This is a genomic window from Paenibacillus vulneris, from assembly GCF_039543185.1.
In the GTDB taxonomy this organism is placed as follows: Bacteria; Bacillota; Bacilli; order Paenibacillales; family NBRC-103111; genus Paenibacillus_S; species Paenibacillus_S vulneris.
Genome location: NZ_BAABJG010000006.1, coordinates 17,796 through 33,935 on the forward strand (window position 1 = coordinate 17,796; position 16,140 = coordinate 33,935).

The window sequence follows — 16,140 nt, forward strand, 5'->3', positions numbered from 1 at the left end:
ATGAGTACAGGAAAATGCCCTGCGCTCCACCGATCGGGGATGCAGGGCACTTCCATCATTTTCACAAGCTTCTGTCGGCTTATTCTATGTGAGCAACTTCCACTCGCTGTCCCGTACGGATGGAGTCCATAACAGCCTGGGTGAACGCCATATAACGGACTCCGTCGGTGAAAGACGGACTGCCTTTGGTGCCGCTGCGCACCGCTTGAATGAAATCGCGCTCTACGGTCCACTCCTTGCGCTGCGCTTCCGGCACCTCCAACTTCCTTTCCTCGCCTCCGGCATGTAAAACCAGCTGAGTCCGTTCAGGATAACAGGTCAGCGTCCCTTTGCTTCCATAAATGGTCAGCTGGGATTGTCCACCCTGCACCGCTCCTGTGAACAAGGCCGTCAGCAGCGGCCCCCGGGCAAACTGCCCCAGTACCGTAACCGAATCGGGCAGTTCCACCCTGCTCCTGCCATCCCCGTCTTGAGGCCGTTCTTCCACCCAGATGCGCCCGTCTGCACATAAAGATTGCAAAGGACCGAACCATTTATTCAGCACTTCGCCCATAATCCCGACATCCAGCACATTGATGCCCTGCAAATCCGCTCTCTGTCTCCAATACAGCGGCTTGGATGCATCCGCATATTGCGATGAAGGGTGTGTCAAATGAACATGACGAACCTCGCCAAGCTCCCCGTCCTTCAGCAACTGCATGACGAACGGCTCTACCTTCATATAATTCGGCGGAGGGCACAGCATCGTCGTCAGGCTCGTCGATTGGTCCAGCTTGTACATCTGCAAAGCATCCTCCAGATTCATAGCCATACGGGCTTGCGAGAATACATGCTTCCCTCTGGCGATGCAGTATTCCGATATTTCCCGGTGCAGAATCGGCGGCGTGCAGATAAATACGGTATCTACCTCGGAATCATCCGCAACCTCCTGCCACGTCTTATATACCTTGCGGAAGCCGAACTGCTCGGCCGCCTTCTGTGCGTTCTCGTATCTCCGATTGGCAACAGCCGCCAGCTCAACGCCTTCTATTTCCTTCAAATTGGGCAGATGACGCGATTTGGCGATCCCTCCGGCTCCGATCATCCCAATGCGAATATTCATAAGCAGATCATCCTCTTTTCTTCGATAATGGCTGCGTTCACACTTTCATATATCCTTTTTCTCAACCTCTTTCATCATAATCAAATCCGTACCGCATGAAAAGACAAAAAGCTCCAAATATTTCTTTATAATAGGTCGACAATTCACGACAAATTCCCTCGCTTGGTCTATAATAGATTCATAGATTGATAGACATAATAAGGTGAGTGGAATGGATGAGCAAGTACGCGGCAATTGTAGTTATTTTGATGATCATTTTCTTAGCGGGATGCGGACAAAAACCGGTAAAACAGGAAGCCGTCGAACCGTCTCCGGCACCTGAACCGGCATTAAGCTCCACCCCCATCAGCCAGACCTCCATAACTAAGGAACCGGTTCATCACAGCAGCACCGTTGTGAACCAGGTAAAAATGGCTGAAAAACGCGTCGCATTAACATTTGATGATGGCCCCGACACCAAGTATACGCCGCGGATACTGGATATTTTGAAAAAGCACGAGATCCACGCCACCTTCTTCCTGATCGGGGACAACGCGCGCAAGCACCCTCAGATGGTCAATCGGATTCTGGAGGAGGGCCATGTGCTCGGCAATCATTCTTGGGATCATCAGCTGCTGACCAAGCAGGATGCCGAACAGGTCCAAAGCGAAATCAACAAGACCGATGACCTGCTGAAGAGCATTACCGGACAAGCTCCAGCACTCTTTCGCGCTCCTTATGGGGCGGTATCTGCCGATGTCTTGGATGCTGCTGGAGCCGCAGGGCATCAGATTATCGGCTGGTCCGTCGATACGCTGGACTGGAAGGGCAAATCCGCCGCAGAAATCATGAGCGCCGTCAAAAAAGAATTGCGTCCGGGAGCTATTATTTTGCAGCATTCCGCAGGCGGCAAAGGCGGAAATCTGAACAATACGATTGAGGCGCTACCGTTGATTATCTCCTACCTGAAGGAGAACGGTTATACCATTGTTACGGTACCCGAGCTGCTATCTGATGATCGCGTAGCCATCAAATAGAGAGGTGTCTTCACCGGCAGAAGAAGGCCGCATGACCTTGTGAAGGGTTGCGCGGTCTTTTCCTTTTGCAGGCCGCATTTCAAAGCTTCCTCCGGCTGAAAGAACGGTATGATAAAAGCGTTTCCAAACGGCGGTGCAGCCCCGAATTTTCCCTTATGTTCATGGCCCCCATGTATGCTATACTAGGATGGTGTTTACAATATTTTAATATAGATAATGTGGTGATATACATGGGGGAACTGCAGCTCGCAGTTCGCAATCAGGGGATCAAGGTCGCACGGCGGCTGCCCATGGTTGTCTGGTCTATATGGATTGTTTTTTTAGTGGAGCTCATGAGCAGAGGCGGCTGGGGAGATACCTTCAGCTGGACGTTCCATGCCCTGCCCGAGCTGTTTCTTAACACGCTGGTTGTATTGGCAGTTCTCTTTCTTTTTATCGCTATTACAGGCAGAGTTCAGCTGTCCTTCTGGCTCGTTGCGACGCTTTGTCTTATCATGGGGTTAATCAGCGGAGTCAAGCTGAGCATTCTTGGCGTTCCCTTTCTTCCGTGGGATTTGCTGCTAACGAGCGAAACGAAGGATATGGTGCAATACCTCAGCGGACTTCTTAACTTTACGGTCATTTCCGGTATTATTGCGTTTATAGCGATCAGTCTGCTGCTGCTTTACAAGCTTCCGCGGTTTCCTTTCTTCTTCCGCTGGAAGCACCGTTTAGTTCTGGGCATTGCATCCGTTCTTCTATTGGGCTCGATCTACACCGACGGCTCTCTATCCTTGAAAACCTGGACCAAGGTTCAGAATTTGGCCTGGGACCCGTCGGAGAACGTGCGTACGAACGGATTTCTGCTCTCTACGATGATGAATATGAAATTCCTCTTTATGAGCCAGCCGGAAGGGTATGACGCCGACAGTATACGAAACGTCGTTTCATCCGTAACCCCCGCCGTCAGTTATCCGGGGGACGTTAAGCCTAACATCATCGTCGTACTGAGCGAATCGTTCTGGGATGCGACGCAGATCAAGAATATCAAGTTCAGCCGCGACCCGCTTCCGTTCTATCATGAACTGGTTTCGAAGTACACCAGCGGCACCATGCTGTCCCCGCAATACGGCGGCGGAACGGCGAATGTGGAGTTTGAGGTGCTCACAGGCAATTCGATGCGTTTCCTGCCACAAGGCTCGGTAGCTTACAATCAATACATTAACAAGGATATCGATTCGCTGGCCGGAATCTTATCGCGGCAGGGCTACAAGACGACAGCCATTAACCCGTTTCACAGCTGGTTCTATAACAGCAAGAAGGTTTATGAGAAATTCGGGTTTTCCAAATTCATTTCACAGGAATTTATGAAGCAGGATTATGAGGGGCCTTATCTTGCGGATCGCGAGGTGGCAAGGCAAATATTCGAAGCAAGCGCCCGGACGGAGGGACCTGACTTTATTTTTGCCAACACGATGGAAAACCACTTCCATTACTATCCGGGTAAGTTTAAGGAAAATACGATTGAGGTGACCGGTGTCACAGGGGAATCCAAAGGCTTGCTCGAAACGTATGCCCAAGGACTGCTTGGCGCTGACGACATGCTGAAGCGCATGGTGACCCATTACGAGAGCATCGACGAACCAACGATCATCGTGTTCTTCGGGGATCATTTGCCTAGCTTGGGCGATGACTATAAAGCGTATAGAGATACAGGCTACCTGAAAGAAAACGATCCTGATTTTCTCGATAAAATGTACCGGGTTCCCGTGCTGGTGTGGAACAACTACCTTCATGTGCCGAAGGAGCATTTGGATATGAGCCCTTCGTTCCTAGGACCTTACACCTTGAAGCTGGCGCAAAGACCAGGCAGCTATTACACGGATTACTTGTACCAGCTGTACCAGCGAATTCCGGTCATCCCGCCGGAGAACCGGTATGCGGATATGAAAATAAGCAAGGAAAGCTTAAAAACGTACGAAAGATTACAGTATGACATTATATTTGGTCAACAATTTGGCTACGATGGGCTGAAGAATAAGATCCATGACGAACATTACACGCTCGGTACGGGATCCATGGTCATCAACAGCGTTCAAGCCGAGTCTTCACAGGATGGGGATGTGTTGAAAATCTCGGGAGCGAATCTTCCGTTCAACAGCATTCTAAGCATTAACGGTGAGCAGGTTCCGACCCAATGGACCAGCGACAAGGAGCTGAAGGCCTCCATGCTTCTGGATAAGGCCAAACCAGGCTCATCCCCGCTAAAGCTTGAAATTATTGTGAAGGATTCGAAAAATGCCATCATAGCTAAATCCAACGAATACGATTATTCAAGAACCGCCGTTGGGGTCAAATAGCCTTTCTCCAAACAACAAGCTCGGCCGGATCTCTGCTTCCATGCAGACGCATCCTGCCGAGCTTTTATCATCTTAAGCTCTGACTTTTTATACGTGACTTTGAACCTCTTGTTCTTGAGCCGCCGGAATCTGCTGCTCCTTCTCCTTATGCTGCCGCTTCTCGAGCAGTTTGCCTATAGCGACGACGAGAACGCCGAGCGCAACCGGAATCAGCGTATGAAGCGCAGGACTGAGCGACTCTACCGCATGACCCACCATCTTGTCGTTAAGCATCATTTCTCCCGATGTATAGCCGAGCAAGGCGACCCCGAGCAGCACAATAACCGGGTAGCGCTTCATCAAGCTCATCAGCAGTTTGCTTCCCCATATAATCAATGGGATGCTGAAGGCAAGTCCACATCCGATTAACAGGTAATTCCCTGCGGCGGCTCCGGCAACAGCAAGCACATTATCCAGACTCATCACCAGATCGGCGACAATAATCGTTTTGATGGCGGCTCCGAGCCGATGACTGGATGCGAGCTTCTCCTCGTGATCCTCCTGCTTCATTAATTTCAGCGCGATCCATAATAACAGCACGCCGCCCGCCAGCTGAACATAAGGAATTTGCAGCAACCATACAGCGGCAAAGGTCAGCACCACCCTGAGTACAATAGCTCCCAGGCTCCCCAGAAAGATCGCCTTCTTTTGCTGCTCCTGCGGCAAGCTGCGGCATGCAAGAGCGATAACGACCGCGTTGTCACCGCTTAAGACGATATTAATAAACATAATCTGCACAAGTCCTAACAGCAACCATTGAACATCCATAGCGGTTTGTTTCCTTTCTTAATGAGTTCTGCCAATAGGGTTCCCGATTCCAATGCAAGGAATAGTACGGGCATGGAGGACCAAATACTATATTCATATGGGATTTCCCTGCAAAAAAGAATACCTTGATAACGGATAAGCAGCAGTACCGGCTTTTTTAGCGCCGGCACTGCCGCTCCGTCCTCTTTATCCTTCTTCGTTAACCAGTACGTTCTTCCCTCTCATCTTGAGGAAGAGCGGAATTGTGATCCACAATAATCCAATGATCAGAAAGACTAATGATACCGGCTTTTGCAGAAAAATCATGAAATCGCCATTGGATATCGTCAGCGCTCTGCGCATGTTATTCTCCATCATCGGGCCCAGAATAAGTCCCAGCACGAGAGGCGCCAGCGGGTAATCATTTTTCGCCAGAAAATATCCGACAAGGCCGCAGCCCATAATGAGCAGCAGGTCGAAGGTCGAGTATTGCACGGCATACACGCCGAACACCGAGAACACAATGATCAAAGGAATTAAATATTTGGTCGGCGTCTCGATGACCTTGGCGAACACTTTCACGAGAGGCATGTTCAAAACGAGCAGCATCAAGTTGCCGACAAACATACTGGCAATAACACCCCATGCGAGCTGTGGGTGGTCCTGGAACAAGAGCGGACCCGGCTGCACGTTATACATGATAAAGGCGCCCATCAGAATCGCCGTCGTCCCTGAGGACGGGATTCCCAAGCTGAGCAGAGGGATCATGGCTCCGCCGGATGCGGCATTGTTCGCCGATTCAGGGGAGGCAACCCCCTCGATAGCCCCTTTGCCGAATTTATCCGGGTTTTTGCTGAGCTTCTTCTCAACGATGTAGGCGAAGAACGAAGCCAGAATAGCGCCTGCTCCCGGCAGCAGGCCGATGAAGAAGCCAAGTACGGAGCCCCGTGCGATCGGGGCCGCGCTATCCTTCAAATCCTGCTTCGTCGGCAAAATGCGGTTGATCTTCGCAAGCTCGCCGTCGTTGCCTTCCCGCTCCAGGATCGTCTTGAACACTTCGCCTACGGCGAATGTACCTACGGCAACCGTCAGAAATTCAAGCCCCTGGTATAGCTCCGGAATGTTGAAGGTAAACCGTTCGACTCCGGACACGCTGTCAATACCGATCGTCGCGAGCAGCAAACCGAACGCGGTCATCATAAGTGCTTTGACCATCGATTTGCCGGCGAGCCCGCTTATCGCCAGAAGGCCCAGCACCATCAGCGAGAAATATTCCGCAGGACCGAATTTGATCGCCACCGCGGATAGCGGACGTGCCAGAAAAATCAAGCCGATCAGCGAAATGATGCCTGCCGCGAAGGAGCCGATGGCTGAGATTGCGAGAGCCGCCCCAGCCCTGCCCTGTTTGGCCATCTGGTAGCCGTCAAGCGTCGTGACGACAGAGGAGGACTCTCCTGGAGTATTCAGCAGAATCGAGGTCGTCGACCCGCCGTACATAGCGCCGTAGTAGACCCCTGCAAGCAATATGATGGAGCTGGTAGCGGCTTCTTCAGGCCCCAGCCCGCTTGTCATCGTCGCCGTGATCGGGATCAAGAGCGCAACGCCGCTCATGGGGCCGATGCCTGGAAGCACACCGACGACCGTGCCGATTAACACTCCCAGGAAGACGAATACGAGGTTATGCCATTGCATCGCTGTTCCTAGTCCATGAAGCAAATAATCTATCGTGCTCAATTTCATTACCTCCTGCAAGCTTATGCATGGAACCTATGCTTCTTCCTTAAGCTCGTAAAATTATGATAAGCCTAGCCAAGTTGGGAATCCGGGAAGAGAACCGTCCAGCACGTTAACATACAGAAAATACACACCGTACGAAAAAAATGCGGAAATGAGCAGCGAGATCCAGATTCTTCCCCTTTGCATCGTCTGAAAGCCTATGAACAGGAATAAAAACGTCGAGATGACGAACCCGATATCCTCCAGAAAATATGCGTACAGGACAGCTGCCGCAAAAATAATACCAAATCTTTTATAGTCCAGGTTCTGCTTCTGTTTCTCTGCCTGCTGCCTGCGAAACGTCTCGTAGATAAGTCGAAGGCTCAAAAGAGCGAGAAAAGCGCCTAGCACCATAGGAAAAATGTTCGCCCCGACATTGCTGCCGTACGCGCTTGTCGATATGCTGCGGCTCCCGATGGCGAAGGCTGCGCCTATCGCCAGAAAAACAATTCCGGCGTAACGGTCAAACGTTTTATTCATAGCCATCCTCTCCCTACTTCTGCATGCCCAATGCGGTCAAAACATCTTTGACTTGCGTCTCCTGTGCGGTTAAATAAGCTTTGAAATCATCCGCTTTTTTATAATCCGTTTCCCAGTTATTCGCCTGCATTTCTTTTTTCCATTGCTCGGACTCTACCATCTTCTTCAGCGTATCGTCCCAGAATTTCTTGGCGTCCGCGTTCATCTCTTTCGGACCGAAAATGCCTCTCCAAATGAGGAACTCCGCGTCAATTCCCTGCTCCTTCACCGTAGGAACATCCTTCATGCTGCCGCCGAGCCGTTGAGGGGCCAATACAGCAAGCACCTTGATTTTGCCTGCCTTCAGATATTGATCCAGCGAAGAAGCATCGGTGCCGAGCACGTCCGCGTTGCCGCCGAGCAGCGCCGTTAAGGCTTCGCCGCCTCCGTCATAGGAAACGTATTTGATCTTCTTCGGATCGATTCCATATTTAAACGCCGGCAAAATTGAGACAAGGTGATCCATCGAGCCTGGCGCAGAGCCGCCGGCTACGGTCAATTTGCTCGGATCGGCCTTCATGTCGTTCAACAGCGATTTCAAATCGTTATACTTGGAGTTTGCGGCTACCGCGATCGCTCCGTAATCCTTGGTCAATTGAGCAAGCGGCGTCGTATCCTTATAGCCGAACGGCGTGTTGCCTTCTTTTTTCAAATTGTTGATCAAAATCGGCGGCGAGCTCACGAACAGCTTGTAATTGTCCTTCACATCCTTGGTCGCGTATTCCGCCATGAAGACGGTGCCGCCCCCGCCCGGCTTGTTCTCAACGGTAATCGGCTTATCCAGCGACTTGGTCTCCGAAAGCACCTTGGCTATTGTTCGGGCCGTCATATCCCAGCCGCCCCCCGCGCCGGATGGAGCAATCAAGCTGATCGCCTTTTCCGGGTATTTCGATGAGGATGGTTGAGCAGCGTCCTTGCCTTTCTCTCCTCCTGCTGCCGCAGGCTTCGATCCCGCATTACCGCAGGCTGCCAAGCTGATAGCCAAGAGACCGATGGCTGTTATTTTTAAAGACGACGTCCAAACAGGTTTTAACATGTTAACCCCTCCGTTATTTATCCACCGTATTGTATACGCTTTCTTTGAAGCGTTTTCAGAATACCATCACGAACGGAATTATAAAAGTTTAACGAAATTAATTTACATTAACTCCTTTGTGGGCATTTTGTTCATATTGTTCACGGCGTAAGCCGGCAAATTCCAGCACAAGCCAATTGCTCAAACGGCGGCTACCGTTTATGATTATCTGAGGAATATTCATTCCGAGTTCAAACGTGCAGTAGGATATGATAAATGAGCCGTATAACCTGTCGCCGACTTAGTCTCAATCATTCATCCAAAAACGGGGGTTTCTTACCATGCGGCTGCAAACCAAGCTTATTCTCATTATTTGCTCGCTTCTCTCTTTAGTTATTGTCAGCCTCGGATGTATTTTTTACTATATAACGACGTCGGTGTTTGAAGATCAGATCGGCAACCGTGCGCTAAAAGTGGCCGAAACCATCGCCCTAATGCCCGAAATCCGGCATGCCTTCTATGAGCCTAATCCGTCGGAAACCATCCAGCCCATTGTGGAGACGATCCGTGAAAAAATCGATGCCGAATATATCGTGGTAGGCAATCGGGAAGGCATCCGCTATTCCCATCCCGTCACGGACCGAATCGGTAAAGAAATGGTCGGCGGTGATAACGGACCCGTGCTGGAAGGTAAATCGATCATTTCCAAAGCTACCGGCTCTCTCGGTCCTTCTCTTCGGGGAAAAGCTCCCGTCTTTGATGAAAACGGTTACGTAATTGGTATCGTATCGGTCGGCTTCCTTACCGAGGCTATCGATCACATCGATGACATCTATCAGCTTAGAGTAGAATGGGTTACTTTGATCGTTCTTGCCGTTGGTATAGTCGGGTCCATCCTAATTGCAAGAAGCGTTCGGCGCTCCATCCATGGCCTGGAACCGGAGGAAATCGGCGCCCTCTATACCGAGAAGCAGGCGATTCTCGAATCAATTCACGAGGGGATCATTGCCGTGAACCGCAAGGGAATCGTTACGCTTGCCAACCGTTATGCCCTGAAGCTCCTTCAGCTGCCTGAGAATGAGAGCATCGCAGGAAAGCATATCGAAGAAGTGATTCCCAATACGCGCCTTCACGAGGTCGTTCGAACTGGAAACGCGGAGGTTGACCGTGAAATGATGATTGGCGACCTTGAAGTTGTCGTCAATCGGGTACCCATCCTGGATATGAACTCCCAGGTTACCGGGGCGGTTTCGAGCTTTCGAAGCAAATCCGAATTGTACCGGCTCGCCGAGGAGCTGTCTCAGGTTCGGCGCTTCGCCGATGCGCTTCGGGCGCAAACCCATGAATTTTCGAATAAGCTGTACGTCATTTCCGGCTTAATCCAGCTAGAATCATATCAGGAAGCCGTTGATCTCATTACAAGGGAAACGAACGTTCATCAAAATTTCGTGCAATTCATCATGCGGGAAATTCCCGATCCTATGATCGGCGGGCTCCTGATCGGTAAATATAATCATGCTCAGGAGCTGAAGCTGACCTTTGAGATTGATCACGAAAGCTCCTTCCGCGATATTCCGGAGCAGATCGACCGCAATTTACTTGTCACTATCATTGGTAATTTGATCGACAATGCCATGGAGGCGGTGCTCGCGTGCGAAGACAGACCCGAGAAGCGAGTCCAATTGTTTATGACCGATTTGGGGGAAGATCTTATTATTGAATGCGAGGATACCGGGGTAGGTATTTCAGAAGAAATGGCTCACGCTGTATATGAAAAAGGCTTTTCGACCAAGGAAGGAGACCATCGGGGAATCGGACTTGCCCTGGTGCAGCATGCAGTTGGCAAGCTGAACGGCTATATTACCTTTCACAAGAACCCTGCCGGAGGCACCATCTTTACGGTAGCCCTACCCAAAGCAGGTCAAACTCGGGAAAAGGAGGAACTGAAATGACTGTTCAAAGCCAACTTCCCACGGTTGAAGTGCTGATCGTAGAGGATGATCTAAGAATTGCCGAAATTCATCGTCGTTTTATCGAGAAGGTAGAAGGCTTCACCGTCGTCGGCATTGCGACAGACGAATCCCAGGCCAAGGAGCAATTGGATATTTTGCGGCCCCATCTCGCGCTTCTCGACATCTATTTGCCGGGATCGAGCGGCCTGGACATCTTGCAATATATCCGGCAGCATTACCGGGATACAGATGCCGTGATGATTACGGCAGCCAAGGAAGCCGAGGCGATCCGGGAGGCCGTGCGCAGCGGCGCCTTCGATTATATTATGAAGCCGCTGATCTTTGACCGGCTGCAGGAGACGCTGCTTCGTTATCTCGATTTTCACCGCGAGCTGAACCGGTTGAATGAGAACCGAAGCATCAGCCAAAGCGATGTGGACCGTTTGCTTGCTGGATCCGCGAAGAAGGAAAGCGGCCCTGAGGTCTCCTTCCCGCCCAAAGGGATCGACAAGCTGACCCTGGTCAAAGTGACCCAGACCATCTCCCAAGCCCCGGACGGCATGACGGCCGAGCAAATTGCCAAACTCATCGGTGTCAGCCGATCCACCAGCCGGCGTTATCTGGAGCATCTGGTTAGTCTCGGCACCGTGTACGCCGATCTATCCTATGGTGTTGTCGGCCGGCCCGAAAGGGTATACCGCCAAAAGAAATGAGAACCATAATCAGACTCGAGAGAACCAGGTTCCCGAGTCTGTTCCTGTTATTTGCTATTCCAGTGCCCCATATTGTCCAGGTCCATAGCCGCGATATGGTCGCCGGTTTGTTTGGAGCCATGATCGGCGATAAACCGGTATATTTGCTTTAAAGTATAATCGCAGGCATCATTGTAGCTATCGTGATGATAAGGCAGTGCCGGCACATGAGCACGGAAGAACGTTCCTTGCTCATATTCATCCAGCTCTTCAAACCATTCATACAGCTGATCGATCTCCTCTTCCGTTGCCATGATTTCAAACTCATAAGGGGCATCGCCCTGGTTGAGCATAATGGTTTTGGCTTGGACGGAAATATAATAAGGACGTTTATCCATAGTTACCCTCCGTAATATATAAATAACAAAGCAAGTATGACAACAGCGACCGGAAACAAAATATAGGCAATTAATGCCGGGTTGGCTACAATATTATGTTTCCTGCTTACGCTATTCATTCCTTTGTCATATTCATGTTGATTCTGCTTTCGGATAGCCATAACGGAGAAAAATAAACCTGCAACGCATATGATGGCCGCTGCGATCAAAAGATTGTACAGCAAAGCTTCACCTTCTTTACCTTTGCAAATTTACTATTACTATCCCTTCCGCGCTTTCCCTTCATACATGGATGCCTATCGGTAAAATTAGCCTGGGTATATTGATAACAGCTACAAATTAAAAAAGGACGCCATGTATTCCATGACATCCTTCTTCCTAGAGTTATGCCAAAAGCATTTTATCACCTTATTTATAAGGGTCAATCATTCGGATCGTTCCGTCTTCATTATAGGTAAGCTCTGTATACTTCACGCAGCGCTTGTGATCCACTCCGCCGGATAAGGAGCAGTCATGATAAAATAAATACCATTTCCCCTGAAATTCGACAATGGAATGATGAGTAGTCCATCCGATGACAGGAGGCAGAATCTTGCCCTTAAACACAAAGGGGCCTTTTGGATTGTTGCTCATGGCATAGACAAGGCAATGAGTATTCCCCGTGGAATACGATAGATAATAATACCCGTTATATTTATGAACCCACGGACCTTCAAAAAATCTTCTTTCTTCATCCCCGGCCAGGAGCGGATTACCGTTCTCATCGATAATGGATATCTCTTGAGGCTGCTCAGCAAATGAAAGCATATCCTCACTTAACACCGCCACCCTTGGGCCCAAAGCCGGTGCGGTTGCAGCAGGTCCGTCAGCTTCAGGGTCAAATATTCCCCGCTGCCATTTTTCCAGCTGCCCTCCCCATAGACCGCCGAAATACATATAAGCCTTGGTATCTTCGTCTACAAATACGGCCGGATCAATGCTGAAGCTGCCTGGAATATAATTCGGTTCTGGCTTAAACTGCCCCGAAGGAGAATCGCTTGTAGCTGCGCCAATACGGAAAACATCCTCTTTGTCCCTTGCCGGGAAAAACAGATAATACGTGTTGTTTTTAAACGCGGCATCGGGAGCCCAAAGCTGCTGCTTGGCCCATGGAATATCTTTAAGATGCAGCGCCTCCCCATGATCTATGCAAGGAGAAGACAGGTCGTCCATGGATAGAACATGGTAATCCTCCATAGCATATTGATCGCCGTTATCGTTGGTAAGTCCATCATGATCAATATCGTGGGAAGGATAGATGTAAAGCTTGCCTTCAAATACATGAGCGGAAGGATCCGCGGTATAAATATGAGTAACTAACGGCTCATTTGGCTTTGCCATTTTATTCATGATTATTTTCCCCTTTACCCATGCTTGTTCCTTTAACGATCTTCCAGAAGGAAGCCCTTGGCTGATGATTTTCATCGAACAGGAGCGGCCAATTTTTCCTGCTGCGGACAGGGAAATCGTGAAGCCAGGTATAATCGTCCGCTGCGCCCCAGAAGGTGACGGAGGTAATCACGTCCTTGTACTCGCGGAACAGGCGGAATACCTTCTCATAAAGCTCTGCCTGGCGTTCCAGCATCTCTTCGGTCGGCTCCAGCAAATCTGTACGCCCGTCGTTAAACTCGAACATCGATACATCCAGCTCGGTAATATGGAGCTTTAGTCCAAGCTCGGCATATTTCTCCAGCGCTTCGCGAATGGTCTCGAGGGAAGGATCGTACAGATTCCAGTGCCCTTGAAGACCAATACCATGGATCGGCACGTCCTGCTCCTTCAGTGAACGGATCAAACGAAGGATTTTATCCCTTTTATCAGGATGGCATTCATTATAGTCGTTATAGAACAGCAGTGCGTTCGGGTCGGCCTCGTGAGCGAATTGGAACGCCTTGGCAATGAAATCGTCCCCAATCTGCTGAAGCCACCTGGAATCTCTTAGCCATACCCCGCTTTTGTCCTCGATAGCTTCATTCACGACATCCCAGCAGTACACCCTTCCCTTATATCTTCCGACTACCGTATCGATATGGGACTTCATGCGTGAGAGCAGCAGCTCACGATCGGCAGGCGATCCGTCCTTTCCTGTGAACACCCAATCGGAGGTTTGGTTATGCCATACCAGAGTATGACCACGCAGCTTCATGCCATGTTGACCGGCAAAATCAGCGATCCGGTCGGCGGCGTCGAATGTATAGACTTCCTCCTCCGGATGGACACGCTCGAACTTCATATCATTCTCAGCTGTGATGCTGTTATATTGGGCGGCGATCAGCTCCTTAGCCGATACAATAGTTTTCAGGTTGACCGCTGCGCCTATATCAAAGTCATCCCGATAGATGGAATGCAAGGCGGGCACGTGCAGCATTGACGACGACATAGCTCAATCCTCCTAGTAGATCTTCCGGTGCAGCTCGTCCGGAATACCCGATTTTCGGTAAAAATACGTATTTATCACATCGCGCCATTGCCTCGCGCTCTCGAGCTGCGTCTCGATTCGCCGGCGGATATGGTCAAAGCGGCTTTCATCGATTTTGCCCTCCAGCTTCAGCCACTCGGCCTTCCATCGTTCGACCTGCTCTACGCCTTCAAAGTGCGTGTCATAAATATGCTGAATGACCGTTTTACCTGAATGAAGCTTATAGGTATACGGCACATGATGGAAAAACAGCAGCAGTTCATCCGGACAAGTATCCAAGCGGTCGTAAAGTTCCTCATTGGGTTTGGCATACTGCTTCGTGTAACCTGTACCCGTTGCCTGTGTACGGTCTACGCCGATGCCGTCGCGGTCGGCAAAGTGGTATGTTCCCCACTTGGAATATTCGTACCCGTCCACATCCGGTCCGTAATGATAGTGAGGTGTAACCATCCAGCCTACGCCGAGGGGCGACGTGTAGCTCTCATAGATTGGCCAAGAGGCCATCAAGAAGCCGACAACCGTCTTTAACACCTCAGGATCCTGGCCGAAGGTGAGCTTCGTCCATTCTTCAGCTATGGCTTGGGCGGATAAGTCCGGGTTCCATGCCAGACGCCCGAAGCCGTACAGGTTAGCCTGCGCGAGATGATGTCCGGTCCAATTCTCATCGTCTCCGATATTCGCTACCGCCGTGATGCCGGAATAGCGGTATGGATGCACGCAGCCTGCAGCGATCGCTTTAACGGACGACCCCTCCCCTTGGATGCAGGTATCAAAATCCAGTATCTCTTTCCACTGCGGAATCAAATAGCATACATGCTTCTGCTGCCCTGTATACTCCTGGGTAATCTGGAACTCCATCAGTTGATTCGTTTGCTCCATCGCCCCGAACAGCGGCGAAACGGGCTCCCGCACCTGGAAGTCCATCGGTCCATTCTTGATCTGGAGAATGACATTGTCTGCGAACCGCCCGTCCAGCGGTTTGAAATGATCGTACGCCGCACGCGCCCGATCCGTGGAACGGTCTCTCCAGTCCTGATGGCAGTTATAGACGAAGCATCTCCATAGCACAAGACCTCCATAAGGCCTTAGAGCTTCCCCAAGCATATTGGCGCCATCCGCGTGATCGCGACCATAAGTGAACGGACCCGGACGGTTCTCCGAATCCGCCTTGACCAGAAAACCGCCGAAGTCGGGAATATGGCGATATACATCCTTGGCCTTGGCTTTCCACCAGTCGGCAACGACAGGATCGATCGGGTCCGCCGTATCCAGCTCTCCAAGCTCCATCGGCCCGGCGTAATTTACGCTTAGGTACAGCTTGATGCCGTACCTGCGAAATACCTCAGCCACTCGGGCTACATCAGGCAAATAGGTCTCCGTGATGAGGAAGGTTTCCTGACGGTGTACATTGACGTTATTGATAGCAACGGCGTTGATGCCGACCGAGGCGGCCAATCTCGCATAATCCCGAATGCGCCCGGAGTCCGACAGCACTGCATCATTATTGAAAAAAATAGATCTCCCTGAATAGCCGCGTTCGATACTGCCGTCGATGTTATCCCAGTGATTGAGCATCCGAAGCCGGTTCACCGGCGCCTCTCGTATATCCAAAGCGTCGAAGCGCTCGCCTGTCTGAAGCAGCCGTATGAAATGGAAGGCGGCATACAAAGCGCCCTTCTCCGATAGACCTGCAAGCACCACATATTCGTATGAAGCGTCGGCAGATCGGACCGTCCGAATCCAATAGCACTCATCCGATACGTTCTCCGTTTCATCTTGGGAGACAGCTGCATTAACCAAAGCGGAGCCGCCGTATACGCCGATAGCCAGAAAACGTCCGGAGCCGGGTATGCGCTCCGTTACTTGCAGGGCTTCACCGGAAATGCTCCCGATGGCCTCGGCAAGCTCCTGTACGGCTGCCTGCAGCGGGCCTTCTCCCGCCTCGGCAGGGATAATCAGCTGCTTCAACCACTGAAGGTCCGTCTTCCGTATCTCCTTATTTGTTATCTCTTCATATCGAAGCCAGGCCGAATAGCCGTTATCTATCACTTTGATGTCCTCCTAGGTTAGGATGCATGACAGCATGC

General features: G+C 50.6%; 13 protein-coding genes. 4 read left to right on the forward strand and 9 right to left on the reverse strand.

Annotated features, from left to right (window positions below; genetic code table 11):
- Positions 1-79: 79 nt before the first annotated feature.
- Complete coding sequence (locus ABEA66_RS05515) at positions 80-1,102, reverse strand: Gfo/Idh/MocA family protein (RefSeq protein ID WP_345586795.1); 1,023 nt, start codon at positions 1,100-1,102, stop codon at positions 80-82.
- Positions 1,103-1,317: 215 nt separating this feature from the next.
- On the opposite strand from ABEA66_RS05515, the gene ABEA66_RS05520 reads away from it, so the two are divergent.
- Positions 1,318-2,118 carry a polysaccharide deacetylase family protein gene (locus ABEA66_RS05520; protein WP_256865190.1) on the forward strand — a complete coding sequence of 267 codons (801 nt, stop codon included), beginning with the start codon at positions 1,318-1,320 and terminating at the stop codon, positions 2,116-2,118.
- Positions 2,119-2,348: 230 nt separating this feature from the next.
- Positions 2,349-4,457, forward strand: a complete 2,109-nt coding sequence (locus ABEA66_RS05525) for an LTA synthase family protein (protein ID WP_345586799.1) — start codon at positions 2,349-2,351, stop codon at positions 4,455-4,457.
- Positions 4,458-4,544: 87 nt separating this feature from the next.
- Here the strand turns inward: ABEA66_RS05525 and ABEA66_RS05530 are convergent, their stop codons facing one another.
- The 4 genes from ABEA66_RS05530 to ABEA66_RS05545 all read right to left on the reverse strand — a co-directional run bounded on the left by ABEA66_RS05530 (position 4,545) and on the right by ABEA66_RS05545 (position 8,574).
- On the reverse strand, positions 4,545-5,264 hold the full coding sequence (locus ABEA66_RS05530; RefSeq protein ID WP_345586801.1) for a TerC family protein: 720 nt from the start codon (positions 5,262-5,264) through the stop codon (positions 4,545-4,547).
- Between the two features lie 186 nt (positions 5,265-5,450).
- Positions 5,451-6,977: a tripartite tricarboxylate transporter permease gene (locus ABEA66_RS05535; protein WP_079908435.1), complete on the reverse strand. Its 1,527-nt coding sequence runs from the start codon at positions 6,975-6,977 to the stop codon at positions 5,451-5,453.
- A gap of 60 nt (positions 6,978-7,037) precedes the next feature.
- Complete coding sequence (locus tag ABEA66_RS05540; RefSeq protein WP_079908434.1) at positions 7,038-7,499, reverse strand: tripartite tricarboxylate transporter TctB family protein; 462 nt, start codon at positions 7,497-7,499, stop codon at positions 7,038-7,040.
- 13 nt (positions 7,500-7,512) lie between these two features.
- Positions 7,513-8,574: a Bug family tripartite tricarboxylate transporter substrate binding protein gene (locus ABEA66_RS05545; RefSeq protein ID WP_345586806.1), complete on the reverse strand. Its 1,062-nt coding sequence runs from the start codon at positions 8,572-8,574 to the stop codon at positions 7,513-7,515.
- 320 nt (positions 8,575-8,894) lie between these two features.
- Between ABEA66_RS05545 and ABEA66_RS05550 the strand changes: the two genes are divergently transcribed.
- The gene (locus ABEA66_RS05550; protein WP_345586808.1) at positions 8,895-10,505 is read left to right on the forward strand and encodes an ATP-binding protein; all 1,611 of its coding nucleotides are present in this window, start codon (positions 8,895-8,897) and stop codon (positions 10,503-10,505) included.
- Positions 10,502-11,218, forward strand: a complete 717-nt coding sequence (locus ABEA66_RS05555; protein ID WP_345586810.1) for a response regulator — start codon at positions 10,502-10,504, stop codon at positions 11,216-11,218. The genes ABEA66_RS05550 and ABEA66_RS05555 overlap by 4 nt, the downstream gene beginning before the upstream one ends.
- A 47-nt stretch (positions 11,219-11,265) precedes the next feature.
- On the opposite strand, the gene ABEA66_RS05560 is transcribed toward ABEA66_RS05555, so the two are convergent.
- From ABEA66_RS05560 to ABEA66_RS05575, 4 genes are all read right to left on the reverse strand, one after another.
- Positions 11,266-11,595 (reverse strand): hypothetical protein, encoded by a 330-nt coding sequence (locus tag ABEA66_RS05560; RefSeq protein WP_079908430.1) that lies wholly within the window; start codon positions 11,593-11,595, stop codon positions 11,266-11,268.
- A 408-nt stretch (positions 11,596-12,003) separates the two neighbouring features.
- Positions 12,004-12,984, reverse strand: a complete 981-nt coding sequence (locus ABEA66_RS05565) for a glycoside hydrolase family 43 protein (protein ID WP_345586812.1) — start codon at positions 12,982-12,984, stop codon at positions 12,004-12,006.
- Positions 12,977-14,014 carry an endo-1,4-beta-xylanase gene (locus tag ABEA66_RS05570; RefSeq protein ID WP_345586814.1) on the reverse strand — a complete coding sequence of 346 codons (1,038 nt, stop codon included), beginning with the start codon at positions 14,012-14,014 and terminating at the stop codon, positions 12,977-12,979. The genes ABEA66_RS05565 and ABEA66_RS05570 overlap by 8 nt, the downstream gene beginning before the upstream one ends.
- Positions 14,015-14,026: 12 nt before the next feature.
- A complete protein-coding gene (locus ABEA66_RS05575; protein ID WP_377739956.1) occupies positions 14,027-16,099 on the reverse strand; it encodes an alpha-glucuronidase family glycosyl hydrolase in 2,073 nt (690 codons plus the stop codon).
- Between the last annotated feature and the right edge of the window lie 41 nt (positions 16,100-16,140).

Excerpts from the sequence above, each read along its gene's own strand:
- ABEA66_RS05540 (WP_079908434.1), bottom strand. The coding sequence starts at position 7,499 with ATGAATAAAACGTTTGACCGTTACGCCGGAATTGTTTTTCTGGCGATA.
- ABEA66_RS05570 (WP_345586814.1), bottom strand. The coding sequence starts at position 14,014 with ATGTCGTCGTCAATGCTGCACGTGCCCGCCTTGCATTCCATCTATCGG.
- ABEA66_RS05525 (WP_345586799.1), top strand. The coding sequence starts at position 2,349 with ATGGGGGAACTGCAGCTCGCAGTTCGCAATCAGGGGATCAAGGTCGCA.
- ABEA66_RS05565 (WP_345586812.1), bottom strand. The coding sequence starts at position 12,984 with ATGAATAAAATGGCAAAGCCAAATGAGCCGTTAGTTACTCATATTTAT.
- ABEA66_RS05530 (WP_345586801.1), bottom strand. The coding sequence starts at position 5,264 with ATGGATGTTCAATGGTTGCTGTTAGGACTTGTGCAGATTATGTTTATT.
- ABEA66_RS05520 (WP_256865190.1), top strand. The coding sequence starts at position 1,318 with ATGAGCAAGTACGCGGCAATTGTAGTTATTTTGATGATCATTTTCTTA.
- ABEA66_RS05545 (WP_345586806.1), bottom strand. The coding sequence starts at position 8,574 with ATGTTAAAACCTGTTTGGACGTCGTCTTTAAAAATAACAGCCATCGGT.
- ABEA66_RS05555 (WP_345586810.1), top strand. The coding sequence starts at position 10,502 with ATGACTGTTCAAAGCCAACTTCCCACGGTTGAAGTGCTGATCGTAGAG.
- ABEA66_RS05550 (WP_345586808.1), top strand. The coding sequence starts at position 8,895 with ATGCGGCTGCAAACCAAGCTTATTCTCATTATTTGCTCGCTTCTCTCT.
- ABEA66_RS05560 (WP_079908430.1), bottom strand. The coding sequence starts at position 11,595 with ATGGATAAACGTCCTTATTATATTTCCGTCCAAGCCAAAACCATTATG.
- ABEA66_RS05515 (WP_345586795.1), bottom strand. The coding sequence starts at position 1,102 with ATGAATATTCGCATTGGGATGATCGGAGCCGGAGGGATCGCCAAATCG.